16 protein-coding genes are annotated in these 22,404 nt (G+C 74.1%); 12 read left to right on the top strand and 4 right to left on the bottom strand.

What is annotated here, in order from left to right:
• Nucleotides 1-58 precede the first annotated feature (58 nt).
• The 6 genes from AB0E77_RS10310 (at nt 59) to AB0E77_RS10285 (ending at nt 8,786) form a co-directional block, all read left to right on the top strand.
• Nucleotides 59-1,390 (top strand): sugar ABC transporter substrate-binding protein, encoded by a 1,332-nt coding sequence (locus AB0E77_RS10310; protein WP_361568326.1) that lies wholly within the window; start codon nt 59-61, stop codon nt 1,388-1,390.
• 26 nt (nt 1,391-1,416) lie between these two features.
• Nucleotides 1,417-2,406, top strand: a complete 990-nt coding sequence (locus AB0E77_RS10305; protein ID WP_361568323.1) for a sugar ABC transporter permease — start codon at nt 1,417-1,419, stop codon at nt 2,404-2,406.
• The gene (locus AB0E77_RS10300) at nt 2,403-3,266 is read left to right on the top strand and encodes a carbohydrate ABC transporter permease (protein WP_361568320.1); all 864 of its coding nucleotides are present in this window, start codon (nt 2,403-2,405) and stop codon (nt 3,264-3,266) included. Before AB0E77_RS10305 ends, AB0E77_RS10300 begins: the two co-directional genes overlap by 4 nt.
• Nucleotides 3,267-3,322: 56 nt before the next feature.
• On the top strand, nt 3,323-4,303 hold the full coding sequence (locus AB0E77_RS10295; RefSeq protein ID WP_361568840.1) for a hydroxyacid dehydrogenase: 981 nt from the start codon (nt 3,323-3,325) through the stop codon (nt 4,301-4,303).
• A complete protein-coding gene (locus AB0E77_RS10290; protein WP_361568317.1) occupies nt 4,300-6,189 on the top strand; it encodes a DUF2264 domain-containing protein in 1,890 nt (629 codons plus the stop codon). Before AB0E77_RS10295 ends, AB0E77_RS10290 begins: the two co-directional genes overlap by 4 nt.
• 317 nt (nt 6,190-6,506) lie before the next feature.
• Entirely contained in the window at nt 6,507-8,786 is a 2,280-nt protein-coding gene (locus tag AB0E77_RS10285; RefSeq protein ID WP_361568314.1) for a catalase, read from the top strand.
• Nucleotides 8,787-8,829: 43 nt separating this feature from the next.
• On the opposite strand, the gene AB0E77_RS10280 is transcribed toward AB0E77_RS10285, so the two are convergent.
• Both AB0E77_RS10280 and AB0E77_RS10275 read right to left on the bottom strand, forming a co-directional pair.
• Nucleotides 8,830-9,711 (bottom strand): diacylglycerol kinase family protein, encoded by an 882-nt coding sequence (locus AB0E77_RS10280; RefSeq protein WP_361568311.1) that lies wholly within the window; start codon nt 9,709-9,711, stop codon nt 8,830-8,832.
• A gap of 117 nt (nt 9,712-9,828) precedes the next feature.
• Nucleotides 9,829-11,424, bottom strand: coding sequence for an FAD-binding oxidoreductase (locus tag AB0E77_RS10275; protein WP_361568308.1), 1,596 nt, complete (start codon nt 11,422-11,424; stop codon nt 9,829-9,831).
• 71 nt (nt 11,425-11,495) lie between these two features.
• On the opposite strand from AB0E77_RS10275, the gene AB0E77_RS10270 reads away from it, so the two are divergent.
• Both AB0E77_RS10270 and AB0E77_RS10265 read left to right on the top strand, forming a co-directional pair.
• Nucleotides 11,496-12,110, top strand: coding sequence for a TetR/AcrR family transcriptional regulator (locus tag AB0E77_RS10270; protein ID WP_361568305.1), 615 nt, complete (start codon nt 11,496-11,498; stop codon nt 12,108-12,110).
• Nucleotides 12,107-13,690 (top strand): glycerol-3-phosphate dehydrogenase/oxidase, encoded by a 1,584-nt coding sequence (locus AB0E77_RS10265; RefSeq protein ID WP_361568302.1) that lies wholly within the window; start codon nt 12,107-12,109, stop codon nt 13,688-13,690. Before AB0E77_RS10270 ends, AB0E77_RS10265 begins: the two co-directional genes overlap by 4 nt.
• A 56-nt stretch (nt 13,691-13,746) precedes the next feature.
• Here the strand turns inward: AB0E77_RS10265 and AB0E77_RS10260 are convergent, their stop codons facing one another.
• The gene (locus AB0E77_RS10260; RefSeq protein WP_361568839.1) at nt 13,747-14,028 is read right to left on the bottom strand and encodes a hypothetical protein; all 282 of its coding nucleotides are present in this window, start codon (nt 14,026-14,028) and stop codon (nt 13,747-13,749) included.
• A 163-nt stretch (nt 14,029-14,191) separates the two neighbouring features.
• Here AB0E77_RS10260 and AB0E77_RS10255 point away from each other — a divergent pair, with 163 nt between their 5' ends.
• Together AB0E77_RS10255 and AB0E77_RS10250 are read left to right on the top strand one after the other, a co-directional pair.
• The gene (locus tag AB0E77_RS10255; RefSeq protein ID WP_361568300.1) at nt 14,192-14,557 is read left to right on the top strand and encodes an STAS domain-containing protein; all 366 of its coding nucleotides are present in this window, start codon (nt 14,192-14,194) and stop codon (nt 14,555-14,557) included.
• 227 nt (nt 14,558-14,784) lie between these two features.
• A complete protein-coding gene (locus AB0E77_RS10250) occupies nt 14,785-15,216 on the top strand; it encodes a VOC family protein (protein ID WP_361568297.1) in 432 nt (143 codons plus the stop codon).
• A gap of 81 nt (nt 15,217-15,297) precedes the next feature.
• Here the strand turns inward: AB0E77_RS10250 and AB0E77_RS10245 are convergent, their stop codons facing one another.
• Nucleotides 15,298-16,641 carry an endo-1,4-beta-xylanase gene (locus AB0E77_RS10245; protein ID WP_361568295.1) on the bottom strand — a complete coding sequence of 448 codons (1,344 nt, stop codon included), beginning with the start codon at nt 16,639-16,641 and terminating at the stop codon, nt 15,298-15,300.
• Nucleotides 16,642-16,946: 305 nt separating this feature from the next.
• On the opposite strand from AB0E77_RS10245, the gene AB0E77_RS10240 reads away from it, so the two are divergent.
• Nucleotides 16,947-19,535 carry a SpoIIE family protein phosphatase gene (locus AB0E77_RS10240; protein ID WP_361568292.1) on the top strand — a complete coding sequence of 863 codons (2,589 nt, stop codon included), beginning with the start codon at nt 16,947-16,949 and terminating at the stop codon, nt 19,533-19,535.
• A gap of 88 nt (nt 19,536-19,623) precedes the next feature.
• The gene (locus tag AB0E77_RS10235) at nt 19,624-22,374 is read left to right on the top strand and encodes a SpoIIE family protein phosphatase (protein WP_361568290.1); all 2,751 of its coding nucleotides are present in this window, start codon (nt 19,624-19,626) and stop codon (nt 22,372-22,374) included.
• Nucleotides 22,375-22,404: the final 30 nt, after the last annotated feature.

Below are 22,404 nucleotides of genomic sequence, written 5' to 3'. Positions count from 1 at the left end.
CCGTGTCCCCAACAGCCGTGCCCGGAGCCGCGGGCACGCAGGAGCCGTGGGAGCCGCCATGCCCGGACGACCCAGCCGCCGCTCCGTGCTCGCCGCGATGGCCGCCGTACCCCTGACAGGAGCCGTGAGCGCCTGCCAGGGGGACGGCGGCGCCTCGTCGGCCCGCACGGGCACCACCACGCGCATCACCTTCTGGTCCGCCCTGCGCGGCAGCCAGGAGGTGGTCGACGCCTTCAACCGCACGCACCGCACCGTCCAGGTGGAGTTCCAGCAGATACCCTCCGGCGGACAGGGCGGCTACGCCAAGCTGAGCAACGCCGCACGGGCCGGCAACGCGCCCGACGTCGCCACCATCGAGTACCCGCAGGTGCCGGGGTTCGCCATCGACGGTGTCGCCCGTGACATCACCGACCTGGTCGGCGACGGACTGCGCCGCAAGCTGCTGCCGCAGGCACTCGGCCAGACCACCTTCGAGGGCCGGGTGTTCAGCGTGCCGCTGGACGTCGAGCCCATGGTGATGCACTACCGCGCCGATCTCTTCGACCGGTACGGACTGCGGCCGGCGCGCACCTGGGACGAGTTCGCCGAGCAGGCCGCCACCGTGCGCCGCACGGCGCCGGGGCGGCGGCTGGTGCTGTTCCCCACCGACGGCATGACGCAGTTCGCGGGGTACGCGTGGCAGGCGGGCGCCCGCTGGTTCGACATCTCGGACGGCGCCTGGAACGTCTCCCTCGCCGACGCGCCCTCCCGGCGGGTCGCGGACTACTGGCAGCGGCTCATCGACCGGGACGACGTCTTCATGAACGCCGTGGAGAGCAGGCAGTCGGACGCCCAGCTCGGCAACGGACTGGTCCTCACCCGGCTCAGCGGCGCCTGGGACGCCGGCGCCCAGATGAACGCGCGGCCGGGGCAGAAGGGGCAGTGGCGGATCGCCCCGATGCCGCAGTGGGGCGCCGGCGCGCCCGCCGTCGGCATGCACGGCGGCTCCACCTTCGCCGTCACCGAGGACAGCCGCCATCCCGAGGCCGCCATGGAGTTCATCGAGTGGCAGGTCTCCCACCCCGACGCCCTGCGCGCCCGTCTGTCCAGCGGCACCAGCAGCCAGTACCCGGCCGCCCCCGGCCTGGTGGCGGTGGGGCGCGAGGCCTTCGACCGGTCGTACTACGGCGGCCAGGACATCTACGGCCTGTTCGAGCAGGAGGCCCGGAAGATCGGCGAGGGCTGGCTGTGGGGGCCGCGGATGAGCGCCACCCAAAAGGTCATGCAGGACTCCTTCGCCCGGGTCGGCGCCGGCCAGGGCTCCCTGGTCGAGTCGTTGCGCACGGCGCAGGAGGGCACCATGCCCGACCTCAAGGCCCTCGGCCTGTCCACCACCCAGCACAGCACCTGAGCCGACGAAAGGCAGGTGACACCCCCATGACCACGACCACTCACCCCCGGGTGCCGGCCGGCACCGTCCAGGCCGCCGGCCCGGAGTCCGCCGCCTCGGGTCTGCGCGCCCGCAGGGCGGCCGGACGCCGCCGGCTGACCGCGTGCGCCGTCCTGATGGCGCCCTTCTTCGCCCTGCTGGTCACCGTCTTCCTGATCCCCGTCGGCACGGCGGTCTACCTCAGCTTCTTCAGCGACGACCAGCCCGGACTCGGCTTCGGCCCCGAGCGCACCGTCTTCGTCGGCCTGCGCGGTTACGCGGCCGTCCTGACCGATCCCACCTTCCTCGGCGGGCTCGGCACGGTCGCGCTGTACTGCCTGATCTACATCCCCCTCATGGTCGTCGGCGCGCTCGCCCTCGCCCTGCTGCTCGACTCGGGCGTGGTGCGGCTGCGCGCCTTCGCCCAGCTGGGCCTGTTCCTGCCGCACGCCGTGCCCGGCATCATCGCGGCCCTGATCTGGCTGTATCTGTACACGCCGGGCATCAGCCCGGTGATCGACCTGTTCGCCCGCGCCGACATCACGATCGATTTCCTCGGCATCCACACGGTGATCCCGTCCATCGTCAACATCGCCCTGTGGAGCAACCTCGGCTACAACATGGTCGTCTTCTACGCCGCCCTGCAGGCCGTGCCCCGCGAGGTGATCGAGGCGTCGGTGGTCGACGGCGCCGGACCGGTGCGCACGGCGCTCCAGGTGAAGACGCCGCTGGTGCGGGCCTCGATCGTCATGGTCGCGATCTTCACCCTGATCTGGGCGCTCCAGCTCTTCACCGAGCCCATGCTGCTCAGCCAGTCCTCCCCCATGATCAGCTCCCGGTTCTCGCCGAGCATGTACATCTACGACGCGGCCTTCACCCGGAACAACTACAGCCTGGCGGCGGCCGCCTCGGTCGTCCTGCTCGTCTGCACCATCGCCCTGTCCTACGGCGTCACCCGCTTCACCAGCCGCGCCGACTCCGCCGAGGAGGCCCGATGAGCGCCACCGACAGCTCCCTGCGCCGCCCGGGACTGCTGGGCCGTACGACGGTCAACGTGGTCGTCGCGGTCTCCGTCCTCTACACGCTGCTGCCCGTGCTGTGGCTGGTGCTCGCCGCGTCCAAGAGCCGGGACGCCCTGTTCAGCAGCGACCTGCTGTCCCTGAGCGACTTCTCCTTCGTCCGCAACTTCCGGGACCTGTTCGCGATGGACGGCGGGCTGTACGGCCGCTGGTACCTCAACAGCCTGCTGTACGCCGTCCTCGGCGCCGCGCTGGGCGCACTGCTGAGCGTGGCCTGCGGCTACGCCTTCGACAAGTACCGCTTCCGGCACAAGGAGAAGCTGTTCGGCCTGGTGCTGGCCGCGGTGATGGTGCCGCAGACCGTCCTCGCGCTGCCCCTGTACCTGATGGCGTCCGAGGCCGGCCTGGTCAACACCTTCTGGGCGGTGTTCGTCCCGGTGCTGTTCAACCCGTTCGGCGTCTATCTCGGCCGCATCTTCAGCCGGGGCTACGTGCCCGACGAGGTGCTGGAGGCGGCGCGCGTGGACGGGGCGGGCGAGCTGACCACGTATGTGCGTGTGGCGCTGCGCATGCTCGGTCCCGGGCTGGTCACCGTCTTCCTCTTCCAGCTCACCGCGATCTGGAACAACTTCTTCCTGCCCATGGTGATGCTGTCCGACCAGGACCTGTATCCCGTCAGCCTCGGCCTGTACCAGTGGAACAGTTCGGCGTCCGTCTCGCCGGAGTACTACCCGGTGGTCATCATGGGGTCGCTGCTGGCCGTACTGCCGCTCATCCTCGCCTTCGTCCTGCTCCAGCGCTTCTGGCGGAGCGGGCTGACCGCCGGAGCCGTCAAGTGACCGTGCACGCCCCCGACACCCCCGGCCGCGCAACCCGGCCCCGGGCCGTCGCGGCCATGTCCCCGGACGCCGCCGAGGCCGTCCTCGACCCCGAGTCGCTCGAGGCGTTCCGCCGGATCTGCGACCTCGCCCCGCTGCCCGCGCTGGACGACCTGTCCGCCCCGCGCGCCCGGTCGCTGCTGGCCGAGGCCGAGCTGCTGATCACCGGCTGGGGCTGTCCGCCGCTGGACGCCGCGGTGCTGGAGGCGGCGCCCCGGCTGCGGGCCGTGGTGCACACGGCGGGCAGTGTCCGCGGTCATGTCACCGAGGCCTGCTGGGAGCGCGGGATCGAGGTCTCCTCGGCCGCCGCGGCCAACGCGCTGCCGGTGGCCGAGTACACCCTCGGCATGATCCTGCTGACCGGCAAGCGGGTGCTGGAGCGGGCCCGCGACTTCCGGCGGTCCCGCACCCGCGGCAACTGGCTGCGCACCCCCCGCGACGTCGGCAACTACCGCCGCACGGTCGGCATCCTGTCGGCCTCGCTGATCGGCCGCCGGGTCGTCGAGCTGCTGCGCCCGCACGACGTCGAGGTCCTGCTGCACGACCCGTACGTCGGCGACGCGGACGCCGCCGGGCTCGGCGTCGAACGCGTCGGGCTTCCGGAGCTGTTCGCGCGCTGCGACACCGTCAGCGTGCACACCCCGCTGCTGCCCGAGACCCGGGGCCTGGTCGGGCGGGCGCTCATCGACGCCATGCCGTCCGGCGCCGTGCTGATCAACACCTCGCGCGGCGCGGTCATCGACCAGGACGCGCTCACCGACGCCGTCCTCGCGGGCCGGATCCGGGCCGTGCTGGACGTCACCGACCCCGAGGTGCTGCCGCCGGACCACCCGCTGTGGGACTGCGACCACGCGCTGATCACCCCGCACCTCGCCGGTTCCGAGGGCAACGAGTGGCGCCGCCTGGCCGACCTCGCCCTCGCCGAGACCGCCCGCTGGGCGTCCGGCGCCGGTTTCCTCCACCCCGTACGACGCGAAAGGCTGGCGTTCCTGGCATGAGCATCCCCTTCGAAGTGCCCACCGAGGACCGTGCGCTGAGCCCCCGCACGGGGTACACCCGCGCCCACTGGGAGGCCGTCGCGGACGGGCTGCTGTGGGCGGCGTGGCGCTGGAGCACGCCGGGCTGCGCGCTGCTCGACCTGCCGGGGCGGCCCTCGCGCTCGGGTGTGCGTTCCGACGGTCTCGAGGGGTTCGCCCGGACGTTCCTCGCGGCGGCCTTCCGGGTCGCCGGCGCCGACGGCGACGACCCGCACGGCTGGCTGGACCGCTACGCGCGCGGCCTGGCCGCGGGCACCCTCACCCCCGGGCGTGAGGACACCGAGTCCTGGCCGCTCATCCTCGACCACGACGTGCAGGGCCAGCCCATGGTCGAGTCGGCGTCGGTGGCGCTCGGCCTCAGGCTGACCGCGCCGTGGCTGTGGAAGAACCTGGACGCCGGGGTGCAGGACCGGGTGGAGGAGTGGCTGCGCGGGGCGCTGCGGCACGTTCCGGCGCCGAACAACTGGTACCTGTTCCCGTACACGGTCGCGGGGTTCCTGGAGTCGGTCGGCCGCGGCGACGCCGAGACGGCCGCGGCCCGGCGGCGGGCGCAGGAGCTGATGGAGAGCTGGTACCGGGGCGACGGCTGGTACGCCGACGGCGACGGACGCGCCTTCGACCACTACAACGGCTGGGCGCTGCACTTGTACCCGGTGCTCGACGCCCACCTGGCCGGCGACGACGCCCTCGGCGCGCGGTACGGCGAGCGGCTGCGGGCCCACCTCGAGGGGTTCGCGTCGATGTTCGGCTCGGACGGGGCGCCGCTGCACTACGGCCGGTCGCTGTCGTACCGCTTCGCCGCATCCTCGGCGGTGAGCCTCGGCGCGCTGACCGGGCACACCCCGCTGTCGCCGGGGGCCTCGCGGCGGCTGGCCAGCGGCAGTCTGCGGTACTTCCTGGAGCGCGGGGCGCTGACCGACGACGGGCTGCTCAGCCTGGGCTGGCACGGCCCGCACGACGCCACGCTCCAGACGTACTCCGGTCCCGCGTCCCCCTATTGGGCGTCCAAGGCGTTCGTGTCGCTGCTCGCGCCCGCCACGCATCCGCTGTGGACGGCCACCGAGGAGCCGGGGCCCGTCGAGGAGGCGGACCGGATGATCGCCCTGCCGGCACCCGGGCTGCTGGTGCAGTCGACGCGCGGCGACGGGATCGTGCGGCTGCACAACCACGGCAGCGACCACGTCCGGCCGCACGAGGGCGAGTCGGCCGCCGAGGACGACCCGCACTACGGCCGGCAGGCGTACTCCACCCGGACCGGCCCGACGGCACCCGGCAACGTCGCGGACAACCACCTGTCGGTGGAGGTGAACGGCCGGCGCAGTGTGCGCCGCCGGATCCACCCCCTGGGCGCGGGGCACGGCGACGGCTGGGGCTGGGCGGCGTCCTGGCACCGGCCGGTCTTCGCCGGCGGCCCCCCGATGGTGCCGGGCCTGCGGGTGGAGAGCGTGACCGTGGCACGGGGCCCGTACGAGCTGCGGGTGCACCGGGTGACCGGCGCCCCGGCCGGGACCCGCCTCACCCACACCGGGTGGGCCACCGGCCCCGAGGAGCCGCTGGTATCGGCGCTGCACGGACTGCACGGCTGGAGTCCCGAGCCGGAGACCGTCCGCGCCCCGCAGGGCACCGCCTACGCGCCGTGGGCGGAGCTTCCCCGGCTGTCCGGCGAGGCGGGCGCCACCTCGCTGCACGTCTGCCTGGCCGCACTCACCGGTGAACCGGGCCCCGGGCCGCTGGCGGACGCCGTCACGGAGGTCGTGGCCGACGGCGACGGTGTCGGGGTGGTCTGGGCGGACGGTGGTGCGCGCACGCGCGTCTCGTTCGAGCCGGTGCGCGTCACACACGGCTGAGCCTGAGCCTGCGAGGCCCCCGGCCGGCACGACGCCGGCCGGGGGCCTCCCTCGTGCGCGTGCCTCCGGTGGCGCCCCCTCCCGGGGCCGGTGAGGCTGGTACGGCCACCGGCGAGAAGGAGTCCCCATGCACAAGGCGTCGTGCGCCGGGGGGCGGTGGAGCGTTCGTCGTCGCGCGTCACGTCCCCGTGTCCTGCCGCCGTCGCGCATGCCTTGAGTCGCGGTGGCTGGGTACGCGGTCACGGCCCACCACGGCAGTCGGTACCCGAAGACGACCGGTCGCGAGCAGCGGCCCGCCCAGAACGGAGACAAGGCTGATGAGCGAGGCCAACCCCCTCAAGCGGGTAGCCCACAAGGTCACCGAGAGCCTGCAGGGAGAGGGCGGCGGTCCGGCGGACGGCGTGCCCGGCAAGCCCGGGCCCGAGTCTCCGCCGGTCGCCGAACCCACCACCCCGCGCGAGCCGCTGCCCCCGAAGCCGGACCAGAGCGGCCCGGACACGGTGTCGCCGACCGGGCAGCCCACCGGTGCCGACCAGGCCCGCGTCGCCCAGTCCGGCAGCTATCTGACGAACGCGCAGGGCACGCGGGTGGGCGACACCGACCACTCGCTGAAGGCCGGTCCGCGCGGGCCCGTGCTGCTGCAGGACCATCACCTGCGCGAGAAGGTCATGCACTTCGACCACGAGCGCATCCCGGAGCGCGTGGTCCACGCCCGGGGCGCGGGCGCGCACGGCGTCTTCCAGAGCTACGGCACGGCGGCCTCGGTGACGAAGGCGGGCTTCCTCGCCGCGGACGTGGAGACGCCCGTGTTCACGCGCTTCTCCACGGTGGTCGGCTCCCGGGGGTCCGCCGACACCGTGCGCGACACCCGGGGTTTCGCGACGAAGTTCTACACCAGTGAGGGCGTCTTCGACCTCGTCGGCAACAACATCCCGGTCTTCTTCATCCAGGACGCCATCAAGTTCCCGGACGTCGTGCACGCGGCGAAGCCGCACCCCGACCGGGAGATCCCGCAGGCGCAGAGCGCGCACGACACCTTCTGGGACTTCGTGTCGCTGCACACCGAGGCCACCCACCACACGCTCTTCTTCATGGGCGACCGCGGCATCCCGCGCTCCTACCGGATGATGGAGGGCTTCGGCGTCCACACCTTCCGGCTGGTCAACGCCGAGGGCGCCACGACACTGGTGAAGTTCCACTGGAAGCCCAAGCTGGGTGTGCACTCCCTGGTGTGGGACGAGGCGCAGATCATCAACGGCGTCGACCCGGACTTCCACCGCCGCGACCTCGCCGACGCCATCGAGGCGGGCGCGTACCCGCAGTGGGAGCTGGGCATCCAGACCTTCCCGGACACCCCGGAGCAGACCTTCGAGGGCATCGACCTGCTGGACCCGACCAACATCGTGCCCGAGGAACTCGCCCCGGTGCAGCCGGTCGGGCTGCTGACCCTCAACCGCAATCCGTCCAACTTCTTCGCCGAGACGGAGCAGGTGGCCTTCCACGTCGGTCACCTGGTGCCGGGCATCGACATCACCGACGACCCGCTGCTCGCCGGACGGCTGTTCTCGTACCTGGACACGCAGATCACGAGGCTGGGCGGTCCCAACTTCCCGCAGCTGCCGATCAACCGGCCGCAGGCGCCGGTCAACGACATGCTGCGCGACGGCATGCACCAGACGGCGGTGCACCGGGGTGTGGCGCCCTACAGCCCCAACACCCTGGACGGCGGCTGCCCGTTCACCGCCGGCGCGGACATGGGCGCGTACATCGAGGCGCCGGTCCCGATCCCGGCGGCGTCGAAGGTGCGTGAGGCGCCGGAGTCCTTCGCCGACCACTTCAGCCAGCCGCGCCGGTTCTGGCTGAGCATGAGCCCGGTGGAGCGCGAGCACATCATCGGCGCCTACACCTTCGAGCTCGGCAAGTGCTACGAGCAGGCCATCAGGGAGCGCACCCTCCAGGTCCTGGCCAACATCGACCCCGAGCTGTGCGCGGGCGTCGCCGAGGGTCTCGGTCTGCCCGCCCCGGAGCCGACGGTGCCCCTGGCCGACGTCGAGCCCAGCCCGGCGCTCTCCCAGGTCGGCAAGGTCTGGCCCGTCGAGGGACGGGTCATCGGCATCGTGACCAGCGGGGCCGACGTGGAGGGTGTGGCGGCGGTGCGCGAGGCGGTGCTGGACGCCGGCATGGTGCCGCTCGTGGTGGCGCCGACCGGCGGCCACCTCGGCTCGGGCGACGCGGCGCTGACCGTCCAGCGCAGCTACGTCACCGCGCGGTCGGTGGAGTTCGACGCCGTCCTGGTGGCGGGGGTGCCCGCGCTGGGCGGCGACGCGTACACGCCGCGGGACTACAAGGCGGCGCCGGCGCCCACGGGTCCGGGGTCGATCGACCCGCGGGTGAGCCTGCTGCTGTCGGAGGCCTTCCGGCACGGCAAGGCGATCGGCGTCTGGGCCGGCGGCGAGGCCGCCCTGGAGGAGTCGGGCGTGCCCGCCGACGCCGCCGGCGTGGTCGTCGCCGAGTCCGGCACCGCAGCGCTGGAGCAGGTCACCCGGCTGCTGGGCTCCCACCGGGTGTGGGAACGCTTCACCACGCCCCGGGGCTGACCGCGCACCGGGACCTATCCGCTCGCCGGACGCGCTGCGTGTCTCAGTGCAGGACGCGCAGCGCTCCGGGAAGCACCCGGGCCGTGACGGGGAGGACGGCATCCACCTCGCCGTCGGCGCCGTAGGGGACGGGCCGGTCGGACTCGATCCGGACCTCCTTCCCGCGCAGGACGTGCACCTGGGGTCGGTGGACGTGGGCGCCGGAGGAGAGTTCGTTCATGAGGGCGAAGAAGAGCCGGCGCGGCGCGTGGTGGATCATCACGACCTCGAGCAGGCCGTCGTCGACCCGGGCGGCGGGGGCTATGAGGCGGTTGGAGCCGTAGTAGCCGGAGTTGGCGGCCACCACGGTGTAGCCGGTGAAGGCGTGCTCCCGTCCGTCGACGGTGACCCGGTAGCGGGTCGGGCGCCAGGTGGTGATGGCGCGCAGGGCGCCCGCGTAGTAGGAGGCGGTACCACGCAGCAGGCGTGCGTGGTTGGCGTGGCGGTTGGCGAGCGCGTCGACGCCGGCGTAGACGCTGCCGAGCACGACGGTGCGGTCGTGGACGGCGGAGACGACCTCGATGGTGTCGACGGGGCGCGGCTCGCCGCGCAGCAGCAGTTCGGCGAGGTTCTCGGGCTCGGCGGGCAGGTCCAGGGCGCGGGCGAAGTCGTTGCCGCGGCCCGCCGGGACGAGTCCCAGCACGGCGCCGGTGCCGCTGAGGGCGCCGCCGATCCCGCCGGCCATGCCGTCCCCGCCGACGGCGAGCACCACCCGGCCCCGACGCCCGGCCTCGCGGGCGAGATCCCGGGCGTGGGCGAGGCTGCGGCTGTACTCGGTCTCCAGTCCGGCGCCCGCCTCCCGCAGCAGCCGCGCCACCCCGAGCAGTGCGGCGGCCGAGGTGGCGCCGCCCGCGGTGGGGTTGACGACGGCGGTGAACTGTCGCATCGATGTGCCTCCGGGCTGACGGGTGGTGCCGGACTGTTGTCTCACGGGACGGCCGGTGACCGGCCGGCGGGGGTCTGCCGTGCGGGTCGCGGCCGTGGGTGGCGACCCCTGAAAGCCCTATAGGGGCAGCAGGACGCCCGGGTTGAGCAGCCCGGCCGGGTCCAGCGTCCGCTTGACGGCGCGCAGCGCCTCGATGCCGAGGGGGCCCGCCTCCCTCAGGTACCAGTCGCGGTGGTCGGTGCCCACCGCGTGATGGTGGGTGATGGTGCCGCCGGCGGCGAGGATCGCCTCGTTCGCGGCGTGCTTGGCCCGCGTCCAGTGGGCCACGGCATCCCCGTCGCCCTGGGCGGAGACGACGGTGAAGTACAGGGAGGCGCCGTTCTCGTAGACGTGCGAGATGTGGCACATGACCAGCGGCGGGGTGCCGGCCTCGGTGAGCGTGGCCGTGAGCGCGTCGCGGACGGCCGTGTACAGCGCGGGGATCCTGGACCAGTAGGCCGCGGTCTCCAGGGTCTCGGCGAGCGCGCCGGCGTCGAGCAGGGAGTCGCGCAGATAGGGCGCGGAGTAGCGGCCGTGCGCCCACCGCTCCCCCGGTTCCGCGCCGGCGAAGGTGCCGCCGCACTCGGCGAGCACGGCCGCCGCCTCCTCCCGGCGGTGCGTGGTGTCCCGCTCGGTGCCCTCGAAGCCGGCGATCGCGAGGCAGCCGGCGTTCGTCTCGGCGAGGGAGGCGCCGATGGCGTCGGGCTGGGCCAGGCCGATCAGGGTCTCCGTCTCGTCGGACAGCCGCAGCACCGTCGGGCGCGGTCCGTCCTGGGCGAGCCGGCGCAGGGCGGCGGCGCCCTCGTCGAAGGAGGCGAAGCGCCAGCCCTCGTAGCGGCGGACGTCCGGGACCGGGCGGATGCGTACGGTGACGGAGGTGATGACGCCGAACGCGCCCTCCGAGCCCAGCACGAGCTGGCGCAGGTCGGGGCCGGCCGCCGAGCGCGGGGCGCGGCCCGTGTCGAGGGTGCCCTCGGGGGTGGCGAGGGTGAGGCCCAGCACCATCTCGTCGAAGCGTCCGTACCCGGCGGAGGCCTGTCCGCTGGAGCGGGTCGCGGCGAAGCCGCCGACGGTGGCCCACTCGTAGGACTGGGGGAAGTGGCCGAGCGTGTAGCCGTGCTCGGCGAGCAGCGCCTCGGCCTCGGGGGCGCGCAGGCCGGTTTGCAGGGTGGCGGTGCGGGAGACGGGGTCGAGGTCGAGCAGGCGGTTCATGTGCCGCAGGTCGAGGGCGACGAAGGGGCCCGGCCGGGCGGGGGCGAGGCCGCCGACGACGGAGGTGCCGCCGCCGAAGGGGACGAGCGCCAGGCCGTTGTCGGCGCAGGCCCGCAGGACCGCGAGCACCTCGGCGTGGCCGTCGGGCAGGACGACGGCGGCCGGGGTGTCGCGGACGTCGCCCCGCCGCATGCGCAGCAGGTCCGGCGTGGACTTGCCGCGGGTGTGCCGGACGCGCGACTCGGCGTCCGTGCGCACGCGGCCGGCGCGGTCGCCGACGGCGGCGAGCAGCGCCCGGCGGGCCGGCTCGTCCAGGACGTCGGGCAGGTCGATCTCCGTCAGGCGGACGGGCGCGGCGCCGCTCTCCTTGACGCCGAGCAGATCGCGCAGCAGCCCCGTCACGGTGTCGGGCAGCGGCGTCGCCCGGGCCGGGTCGCCCCAGCCGTTCCACAGCATGTCCATTGCCTGTCGTCCTCACCGGTCGTTGCGGGGGATGCCGCCCGCGCGGCCCCATTGGCGTTACACTGTTACACATGACGCCCAACCGTCACAACCACTCGAGCCGGCCGTCCTCGGACAACGACACGGTGCTCGACGCCGTACGCGACTGTGTCCTGGCCGTCGGCGTGCGCCGTACGACCATGACCGACGTGGCCCGCCGCGCCGGGGTCTCCCGGATGACGCTCTACCGGCGGTGGCCGGACGTGCGGTCCCTGGTCGGCGATCTGATGACCCGGGAGTGGATCGCCGTCGCCACGGGGGCCATCCCCGCGCCCCGGCCCGGGCTGGACACCCGTACGCGCGTCGTCGAGGGGCTGGTGACGGGGGTGGAGGCGTTCCGCGCCCATCCCCTCTTCCGGAAGATCGTCGACGTCGACCCCGAGCTGCTGCTGCCCTACGTCCTGGACCGGCGCGGGGCGAGCCAGGAGGCCCTGCTCGAGCTGCTGGCCGCCGCGCTGCGGGAGGGGCAGGCCGACGGGTCGGTGCGGGCGGCGGCGCCGGAGCGGCAGGCGCGGTCCGTGCTGCTGGTCGTGCAGTCCTTCGCCCTGTCCCTGCGGACCATGACCGAAGAGGACGACCCCGATCTGACCGCCGCGGCCTTCCTCACGGAGCTGCGGACCATCCTCGAGAGGACCCTCACCCCATGAGCCCCACCAGCAGCCCCGCCGCCGGTGCCGCCCTGTCCGCCGCGCGCCGCTCGCGGGAACTGACCGACACCGTCGGCGGCCCGGTGGCCGACGTCCTGGTCGTCGGTCTCGGCGCGACCGGCGCCGGCGCCGCCCTGGACGCCGCGGCCCGGGGTCTGAGCGTCGTCGCCGTCGACGCCCACGACCTGGCCTTCGGCACCTCGCGGTGGAGCTCGAAACTCATCCACGGCGGCCTGCGCTACCTCGCCTCCGCCCAGCTCGACGTCGCCCACGAGAGCGCGGTGGAGCGGGGCGTGCTGATGGAGCGCACCGCCCCGCACCTGGTGCGCGCCCAGCCGTTCGTGCTGCCGCTGACGCCCCTGGTCTCCCGCTCGCAGGCCACGCTGGCCTGGGCGGGCTTCCGGGCCGGCGACACGCTGCGACTGGCGGCGCGCACGGCCCGGGCGACGCTTCCCGCGCCGCGCCGGCTGTCCGCGGTGGAGACCCGCCACCTCGCGCCGGCGCTGCGCCCGTCGGGACTGCGCGGCGGTCTGCTGTCCTGGGACGGCCGGCTCACCGACGACGCCCGGCTGGTGACAGCCCTGGCCCGCACCGCCGCCGCGCACGGCGCCCGGATCCTGACCCGCGTACGCGCGCTGGAGCTCACCTCGTCGGGCGCCCGGATCCGCGACGAGGTCACCGGCGAGGAGGGCATGATCCGCGCCCGCGCGGTGATCAACGCCTCCGGCGTGTGGGCCGGCGGCCTCGTGGACGGCATCCGGATCCGGCCCTCGCGCGGCACACACCTGGTGCTGCGCTCGGACCGTCTCGGCCCGCTGCCCGCGGGGCTGCACGTCCCGGTCCCCGGGGAGACCAACCGCTTCGTCCTCGTCCTGCCCCAGGGCGACGGCCGGGTCTACGTGGGGCTGACCGACGAGCCCGTGGACGGCCCGGTGCCGGACGTGCCCGAGGTGCCGGAGACCGACATCGGCTTCCTGCTCGACGTGCTCGGTTCGGTGCTGGACGTGCCGGTCCACCGAGAGGACGTGGCCGGCGCCTTCGCGGGCCTGCGTCCCCTGCTGGACACCGCACCACGGGACCGGCCCGGCGCGGGGTCCCGGACGGCGGACATCTCCCGCCGGCACGCCGTACTCACCTCGCCGGAGGGCGTGACGACCGTGGTCGGCGGCAAGCTCACCACCTACCGGCGCATGGCCGAGGACGCCGTGGACGCCGCCGTCACCGCCCACGGCCTCGCAGCGGGGCCCTGCACGACCGCCGCGCTGCCGCTGGTCGGCGCCGCCGCGCCGCACGTCCTCGCCGGGCTGCGGGCACCGCGCCGCCTGGTGCGGCTCTACGGCACGGAGGCACCGGCCGTGCGGGCCCTGGCCGACCGGGATCCCCGGCTCGGGGAGCGTGTGCTGCCCGGCCATCCCGTCACCGGCGCGGAGCTGGTGTGGGCGCTGCGTCACGAGGGAGCCCTGGACGAGGCCGATTTGCTGGACCGGCGCACCCGCATCGGGCTGGTGCCCGCGGACCGGGCGGCGGCGCTGGCCGCGGTGCGCGACCTCGTCGGCGAGGCCGCGGCGAGGCAGGGCTGACCCGCGCCCCGGCGCGGGTCAGGCGCCGCCCCTGCCGGGGCGGGTGCCCGGCCGGGTCAGGTCGCCCGTCGCGGCCCGTCCTGGACGGCCTTGCGGACCTTCGCCTCGAGCTTGTGCCGGGACTGGCCCTCCTCCTTGACGTACTCCGTCATCGCCGTCTGCGCGTCCCGGTCCAGGTCGCGCCATGCCCGTACGGCGGTCTCGTACGTCTGCGACTGCCGTCGGGTCCACTGTTGCTGCGTAGGAGGCCCGTACGAGTCGCGCAGCTCCTCGACCCGGTGCTGTGCCTGGTCCGCCGCGCGGCGCTTGTGCACGAGCTCTTCGAATGTATGAGCCACCACACCCTCGACCGTAGTCACAGGACGGCCATCGCGCGCGCCGAGCCCGCACGGCCCGCCCGGAGGCCTGCTCCGGTCCGCACAAGTGGCCCCCATGAGCGCGGAAGAGCCTTAACATCGACGCACCGACGGGGGCCGGGCATATGCGAGAAGTGGGGGAAGCGTGGCGGACATCGAGGGTGCGGCGGTACCCGAGCGGCTGCTGATCACCCGTACCACCGCGGACAGTGACGTCAGCCTCGTCACCGTCGCCGGAGAGGTCGACCTCGACGGCAGCAGTCAGCTCCGCGACGTGCTGCTCGCCTGTGTGGAGACGGCGCCGTGCACGGTGGCCGACTTCTCGGAGGTCGCCTTCCTGGACTCCAGCGGCATCAACGTGCTGATCTCCGCCCACCAGGCAGCCGAGTCCCGCGGCGTCCCCTTCCGGCTGGCCGCGCCGCAGGAGGCGGTCCTCCGGGTCCTGCGACTCGTCGGCGTGGACGCCCTCATCCCCTGCTACCCCACCGTCGACGAGGCCCTGGCCGCCTGAGCGCGGGGGCGGGGCGACGGAATCGCCGTTGCCCCGGCTCGCATCCGGCCGGTAACGTCGGCCGCGTGACTGCCGGGTCGGCCATGGGCCATGCACGAGTGAGGGTCCCGGCCTCGGCGTGACCTCACGGCGGGCCCGGGGCCCGCCCCCTTCTCCGCGTTCTTCGTTCCCGGCGCCCGTGCAGCGGACGCCGACCCGCCGAACCGAGACCCGGAGACCTCCGACGCATGCCTGACAACCCGCAGTACCCGCACGCTGCCGAGCCCTCGACCACCACCACCGTCCAGCTGAACCACACCGCCGTCCTCGCCCGGGACCGGCGGCTGTCCGCCGAGTTCCTCGCCGCGGTGCTCGGGCTGGAGGTCGGCGCCCCGTTCGGCCCGTTCCTGCCCGTCGACCTCGGCAACGGCGTGACCCTCGACTACTACGAGATGCGGGACGAGCCGATCCAGCCGCAGCACTACGCGTTCCTCGTGCCCGAGGAACGCTTCGACGGCATGATCGCCCGCCTGGACGCGGTCGGGGTCACGTACTACGCCGATCCCCGCCACACCGAACCCGGCCGGATCAACCGGCTGTTCGGCGGGCGGGGCGCGTACTTCGACGATCCGGACGGCCACAACCTGGAGATCATGACCCGGCCGTACGTCCGGCCCTGACGGCCCCGCGGCCGTACGCGCCGCGGCGCACCGGACCCCTCGGCCCTCGCGGGTGCGGGCGGGCCCGGTGCGCCGGGTGGTTCAGGAGGCGGTGCAGGCGCCGACGACGGGTGCTGCGGCGCTGCCGTTCTTCGCCACGGTGAAACCGAAGCTGGTCGACGCCCCGGCCGCGAGGGAGCCGTTCCACGTCGGCCGCACCGTCATGACGGTGCGGCTCGCGTCCCAGGCCGGCGAGCCGTTCCAGGTGGCCGAGACCTGCTGCGGCGGCGTCAGGGTGACCGTCGTCGACCACGAGGTGACCGGCTCGCTCCCGGCCGTGATGGTGACCTCGCCGTTGTAGCCGGTGCTCCAGTCCGCGGTCCGCGTGTAGGTGGCGGTGCAGCTCACCGTGCCGTCTCCCCCGTCACCGTCGCCGCCCGAGCCGCCGAGGGCGGCGAGGACCGCGTCGTAGGCGGGCTTGGCGGCGTAGTCGCCGTCGAACAGCAGCGGGGTGCCGCCGCTGCGCCACGAGTACTTGTCGGTGACGCCCCAGACGGTGATGCCGGCGCAGCGGCTCACGGCGAGACACGCCTCGGTCACCGTCCGGTAGCTGCTCGCCTGGGCTGCGCCGGAGCCCTCGATGTCCAGCTCGGTGATCTGCACGTCGACGCCGAGGTCGGCGAAGCGCTGGAGGTTCGCCCGGTAGTCGGAGGGGACCGGGGACGCGCTGTTGAAGTGGGACTGGAAGCCGACGCAGTCGATGGGCACGCCGCGGGACTTGAAGTCCGCGACCATCGCGTACACGGCATCGCTCTTCGCGTTGACGCCGTCGGTGTTGTAGTCGTTGTAGCAGAGCTTGGCGGCCGGGTCGGCGGCGCGGGCGGTGCGGAACGCCTCCTCGATGAAGCCGTCGCCCAGCTTGTCCTGGAAGGGCGAGCTGCGACGGGCGCCGCTGCCGCCGTCCTGGAAGGCCTCGTTGACGACGTCCCAGCTGTCGATCTGCCCCTTGTAGTGCTCCATCACCCGGGTGATGTGGTTGTTCATCGCCGCGCGCAGGTCGGTGGCGCCGAGGCCGCCCACCCAGGAGGGCAGCTGGGAGTGCCAGACGAGGGTGTGGCCGCGGACCTTCATGCCCTGGGTCTTCGCGTGGGTCACGATCTGGTCGGCGGCGCCGAAGGTGAAGGTGTTCCTGGTGGACTCGACGGCGTCCCACTTCATCTCGTTCTCGGGCGTCACCTGGGTGAACTCGCGGTCGAGTGTGGCGGCGTAGGCGGCTTCTCCGAGGTGGCCGGCGGCGACGGCGGCGCCGAAGTAGCGGCCCTTGCCGGCCGCCGCGGAGCCGAGGGTGTCGGCGGCCTCGGCGGAGTGGGTCGCGGCGGTCAGCGCGGCCGCGGCGACGAGTCCGGCCGTGACGGCTCTCCCCAGGCGCTTGACGGACATGTGCATGACATTCCTTTCGATCGCAACGGTGCAGGGAGTGAATGGGAAGTGCGAGATGTGCGCTGCGGATCTACGAAAGTTTCGGTCAACTTTCCGAATGACTCGCAGGAGGTTACGGACTCGGATACCGGAGGTCAACGCCCGTCACCGCATGGCTGATTTCCCCCCGTCGAGAGGGGCACGTTACCGAAACTTTCATCGCCTGAGCCGATCGTGATCACCCATGCGGCCCGACCACGTGCGCCGGAGCGGTCCCGTGACGCATTCTTGCTGTGTCGCCCGTGCGGCGGCACACGGACGAGGTGGGGCCGATGACGACAGGCGCCGAGGACGCGGACAGGACGGCCGAACGGCTCGTGACACTGCTGATCGACGCCACCGCCGGGGCGATCGGCGCGGCCGGAGGTCACACGGGCGGGGTGTACCTGTGCTCGCGCACGCCCGGACTGCTGCGGCTGGGCGTCCTCGCGGGACTGCCCGGCCCGCTGTTCCGTCCCTGGTGGCGACTGCACGCCGACAGTCCCTTCCCCGCCGCCGACGCCTACCGGCTCGGGGTGCGGGTGATGCTGCCCGACGCCGCCGAGACGATGCGCCGCTATCCGCAGTTCGCGGCCGGCCTGCCCTTCCCGTTCGGCTCCCTGTACGTGCCGGTCTCCGGCCCGCGGCGGACGTACGGCGTCCTGACCGTGCTGCGTGCGCCGGTCCCGGACGCCGCCGAGGTGCTGGAGGGCGTGGAGGGCATGGAGCGGTGCGCGCGGGTCCTGGGGGCGTCCCTGGACCGGCTGGAACGGGACGGTGCCGCCGATCAGGTCGCCTGGGACGGCGATCCGCTGTGTGTCCGGCCGCCCGCGTCCCGGCGGTACCCGCCGCGGGCCGGGACGTTCGCGTGGGACCCGGTCACGGACGAGGTCATCGTCGACGAACCGCTGTGCGCCCTGCTCGGCACGGCGGGCGGCCAGTCCCTCGGCCTCGGGGCGCTGACGGCCGCGCTGGCACCCGACGACGGGCACCGGATGGGCGCGGCCCTGCGTCAGACCGCCGCGGGCCGGCCACCGCCCCTGCCGCTGTACGTCCGTGCCGCGGACGGCGTGCTGCGGCTGGTGGAGCTGTGGACGCCGCGCTCCGGGCCGCCCGGCACGGGCCCGGTGCGCGGCGTCGTCCGCGATCCGGCGGCCGGCACGGTGGCCGACGCCGCGGCCGACCTGCTGCCCGACGGCGTGTTCTGCGTGGACCGGCTCGGCACGGTCGTGTACGCGAACCCGCGCGCGGCGCAGCTGCTGGGCCGGCCACGGGCGAAGCTGATCGGCCACTCCCTGTGGGAGGCCGTGCCGTGGCTCGGTCAGGCCGCCTACGAGGACCACCTGCGCGGCGCCCTGCTGTCCCCGGAACCGGTCCGGTTCCACGTACGGCGCCCGCCCGACGACAGCCGCAGGGCGGCGCCGCAGCCGTACGAGGGCGACTGGCTCGAGGTGTCCGTCCACCCGGGTCCCGACATCCTCACCGGCACGCTCCGCCCGGCCAACCGGGTGGCGGACACCTCCGCCGGACTCGGGCCCGGGGACGAGGAGACCGGGCCCGAGGAATCCGCGGGCGAGGAGTCTGCGGGCGAGGAGTCCGGGGCGGCGCCCGAGGCCGGCCGAGCGGCGCCGGCCGCCGCCTCGACCGCGCCCGTGTACCGCCCGATCGTGCTGGCCGTGGCCCTGACCGAGGCGGTCACCGCCCGTCAGGTGTCCGCCGTGGTCATGCGCGAGCTGCTGCCGGCCTTCGGCGGCCGGCGGCTCGCCATCTACCTGCTCCAGGACCGCCACCTGCACCTCGCCTGGGAGACGGGCTTCCCGCCCGGCTTCCTCAAGCCCTTCGAGGGCGTCGGTCTCGACGCCCGGCTGCCCGGCGTCGAGACGCTCACCAGCGGCCGTCCGCTCTTCTTCGACTCGATGCAGGACCTGGCCGCCGCCTACCCGGGCATCCCCCTGGACGCCACGGTGGGCGCCCGTGCCTTCCTGCCGCTGATCGCCTCGGGTCGCCCGGTCGGCTCCTGCATCCTCGGCTTCGACCGCGTCCGGAGCTTCGGCACCGAGGAGCGCACCGTGCTCACCGCCCTCGCCGGGCTGATCGCGAACGCCATGGAGAAGGCACGGCGCTACGAGTCCGAGACCGCGCTCGCCCGCGGGCTCCAGCGGGCCCTGCTGCCCCGCCGGCTGCCGGCCCACCCTCAGCTGGAGACCGCCGGGCGCTATCTGCCCGGCACCCAGGGCATGGACGTGGGCGGCGACTGGTACGACGTCGTCGCCTCGGGCGGCGGCATGGCCCTGGTCATCGGCGACGTCCAGGGGCACGGGGTGCAGGCGGCGGCCGTGATGGGGCAACTGCGCAGCGCGGCGCGGGCCTTCGCGCTCGGTGACCGGCCGCCCGACGAGGTGTTGAGCGGCACCAACAGCCTCCTGATCGATCTGGACGCGGGCCTCTTCGCGAGCTGCTGCTACATCCGGCTGGACCCGGCCACGGGGCATGCCCTGGCCGCCCGCGCCGGGCACCTGCCGCCGCTCGTGCGCCACCCGGACGGACGCACCCGGGTACTGGACCTTCCCGGCGGGGTGGTGCTGGGCGTGGACCCGCAGGCCCGCTACCCGCTGGCCGAGTTCCGGCTCGACGCCGGTGCCGTGCTCGCCCTCTACACCGACGGACTGGTCGAGCGGCCCGGCACCGACATCGACGACGGCATCACCGCGCTGCGGGTGGCCCTCGCCAAGGCCGGTGACCCCTCGGCGCGGCCCGGCGGCCGGGCGCTCGCGGGCATGGCCGACCGGCTCACCGCGGCGGCGCGGCACGCCGGCGACCGCCCCGACGACATCGCCCTGCTGCTCGCCAGCCGCCGGGCCGGCCGAGGGGGGCCCCCGTGACGGCGGGTGCCGGGCCCGGCCCGCGGGGCCCCGCGGCCCCCGCCGGCGCCTCTCGCCTCACGCGGCCCGGCAGTGTAGACATGGGCACATGGTCCGACTGATGGGTCGATCGGGAGAGCGGTCACCCCGTCGTCCCATCGGTTCGCTCGCCCGGCAACGCGACGCGGACCGGTCACGACGGGCGGCGGCCATGGGGCCGCGGGGGCGACTCGCGGCACTGCGGTCGGCGCTGTCCGGACGCAGCGTCGCCGGACAGGTCTTCGTGCTGAACATCGTCATCGTGCTGCTGCTCGTGGTGGCGGCGGCGGTGTCGCTCGTCCTCCAGGTGCAGCACGACAGCACGGTGGAGGCCCGCAACCGGTCGGTCGCCGTGGCCTCGACGTTCGCGAACTCCCCCGGCATCGTCGCGGCGCTGGACAGTCCCGATCCCACGGCGGTGCTCCAGCCGCGGGCCGAGGCGACCCGCAAGGCGACGGGCGTGGACTTCGTCGTGGTCCTGAACACCGACGGGATCCGCTACACCCATCCGCTGCCCGACCGCATCGGCAAGAAGTTCGTGGGGAACATCGAGCCCGCGCTGGCCGGGGAGACCGTCACCGAGGAGATCGACGGCACCATAGGCCGGCTCGTCCAGGCCGTGGTGCCGGTCGAGGCCCCGGACGGGAAGGTCGTCGGCCTGGTCTCGGCCGGTATCACCACGGAGAACGTGGGCGGTGTCGCCGACCGGCAGCTGCCGCTGGTGCTGATCGCCGCGGGCGTGGGGCTGGCCCTGGCGACCGCGGGCACCGCGCTGGTCAGCCGGCGGCTGCTGCGGCAGACGCACGGCCTGGGCCCGCACGAGATGACCCGGATGTACGAGCACCACGACGCGGTTCTGCACTCCGTCCGGGAGGGCGTGCTCATCGTCGGCGGGGAGGGCAGGCTGCTGCTCGCCAACGACGAGGCGCACCGTCTGCTCGACCTGCCCGCCGACGCCGAGGGCCGGCACGTCCTGGACCTCGGCCTGCCCGACGACATGACCCGGCTGCTGGACTCGGGGCGGGTGGCCACGGACGAGGTGCACCTGGTCAAGGACCGGCTGCTGGCGATCAACGTGCGGCCCACGGACGAGCGGGGCGGCCCGCCGGGCAGCGTCGCCACCCTGCGCGACTCCACGGAGCTGCGGGCCCTGTCCGGCCGTGCCGAGACCGCCCGGGAGCGGCTGGAGATGCTGTACGACGCCGGGGTGGGCATCGGCACCAGCCTGGACGTCACCCGGACCGCCGAGGAGCTGGCGGAGCTGGCCGCGCCCCGGTTCGCGGACTACGTCACCGTGGACCTGTTCGACGCGGTGCTCAGCGGCGGCCAGCCGGAGGAGGTGACCACACTGCGCCGCACCGCGCTCAGCGGCGTCGACGGGAACGCGCCGCTCTATCCGGTGGGCCGGCAGATCCGCTTCGTGCCCTCTTCGCCGCAGGCCCAGGCCCTCGCCACCGGGCGCCCGGTCCTGGAGCCGGACCTCCGCCGGGCCCCGGGGTGGCAGGCGCAGGACCTCGAGGTCTCCGCGCAGATCGTGGCGTACGGCATCCACTCGCTGATCACCGTGCCGCTGCGCGCGGGCACCCTGGTGCTCGGGGTGGTCGGCTTCTGGCGGTCCCGGCGGCCGGAGCCGTTCGACGAGGACGAGCTCGCGCTCGCGGAGGAGCTGGTCGCGCGCGCCGCGGTCTCCATCGACAACGCGCGCCGCTACACGCGCGAGCACGGCATGGCGGTGACGCTCCAGCGCAGCCTGCTGCCCCGCAGGATGCCCGAGCAGAACGCCCTGGACGTCGCCCACCGCTATCTGCCCGCGCAGGCGGGGGTGGGCGGCGACTGGTTCGACGTGCTGCCGCTGTCCGGGGCTCGGGTGGCGCTGGTGGTGGGCGACGTCGTCGGCCACGGTCTGCACGCCGCGGCCACCATGGGCCGGCTGCGTACGGCGGTGCACAACTTCTCGGCGCTGGATCTGCCGCCCGACGAGCTGCTGACGCTGCTGGACGAGCTGGTCGCCCGCATCGACCAGGACGAGGCCGCCGACGACTCCACCGCACCCGTCACCGGCGCGACCTGCCTCTACGCCGTCTACGACCCGGTCGCCGCCACCTGTGTGGTCGCCCGGGCCGGTCATCCGCCGCCCGCGCTGATCCGGCCGGACGGCAGCGTCGAGTTCCCTGACGTGCCCGCCGGTCCCCCCCTGGGCCTGGGCGGACTTCCGTTCGAGACGGCCGAGCTGCACCTGCCGGAGGGCAGCCGGATCGTGCTGTACACCGACGGACTCGTGGAGGACCGGGAGCACGACATCGACGTCGGCCTCGAGCAGCTGCGCAGGGCGCTGGAGATCGCCGGCGATTCGCCGGAGGACACCTGCCGGACCGTCCTCGACGCCCGGCTCCCGGACCGGCCGGTCGACGACATCGCCCTGCTCGTCGCCCGGACCCGTGTGCTGGGCCCGGACCAGGTCGCCGAGTGGACGGTGCCGAACGACCCGGCCGCCGTGGGCGAGGTACGGGCGCAGGTCACCCGGCGGCTCGCCGAGTGGGGGCTGGACGAGCTGGCCTTCACGACGGAGCTGATCCTGAGCGAGCTGGTCACCAACGCGATCCGGTACGGCGGTGAGACGGTCCACGTCCGGGTGCTGCGCGACCGCAGCCTGATCTGCGAGGTCTTCGACAGCAGCAGCACCTCACCGCATCTGCGCTATGCGGCCATGACCGACGAGGGCGGGCGCGGACTGTTCCTCGTGGCACAGCTCGCCGAGCGGTGGGGCACCCGCTACACACCGGACGGCAAGGTCATCTGGGCGGAGCAGCCCGTGCCCTGAGGGGCGGGGCGTCGTCCGTCGGCTCGAACA

The organism is Streptomyces sp. NPDC032940 (assembly GCF_040636935.1).
GTDB lineage: Bacteria > Actinomycetota > Actinomycetes > Streptomycetales > Streptomycetaceae > Streptomyces.
The sequence above is the reverse complement of the archived record's forward strand: the minus strand, read 5'-3'. Positions and strand labels throughout refer to the sequence as shown.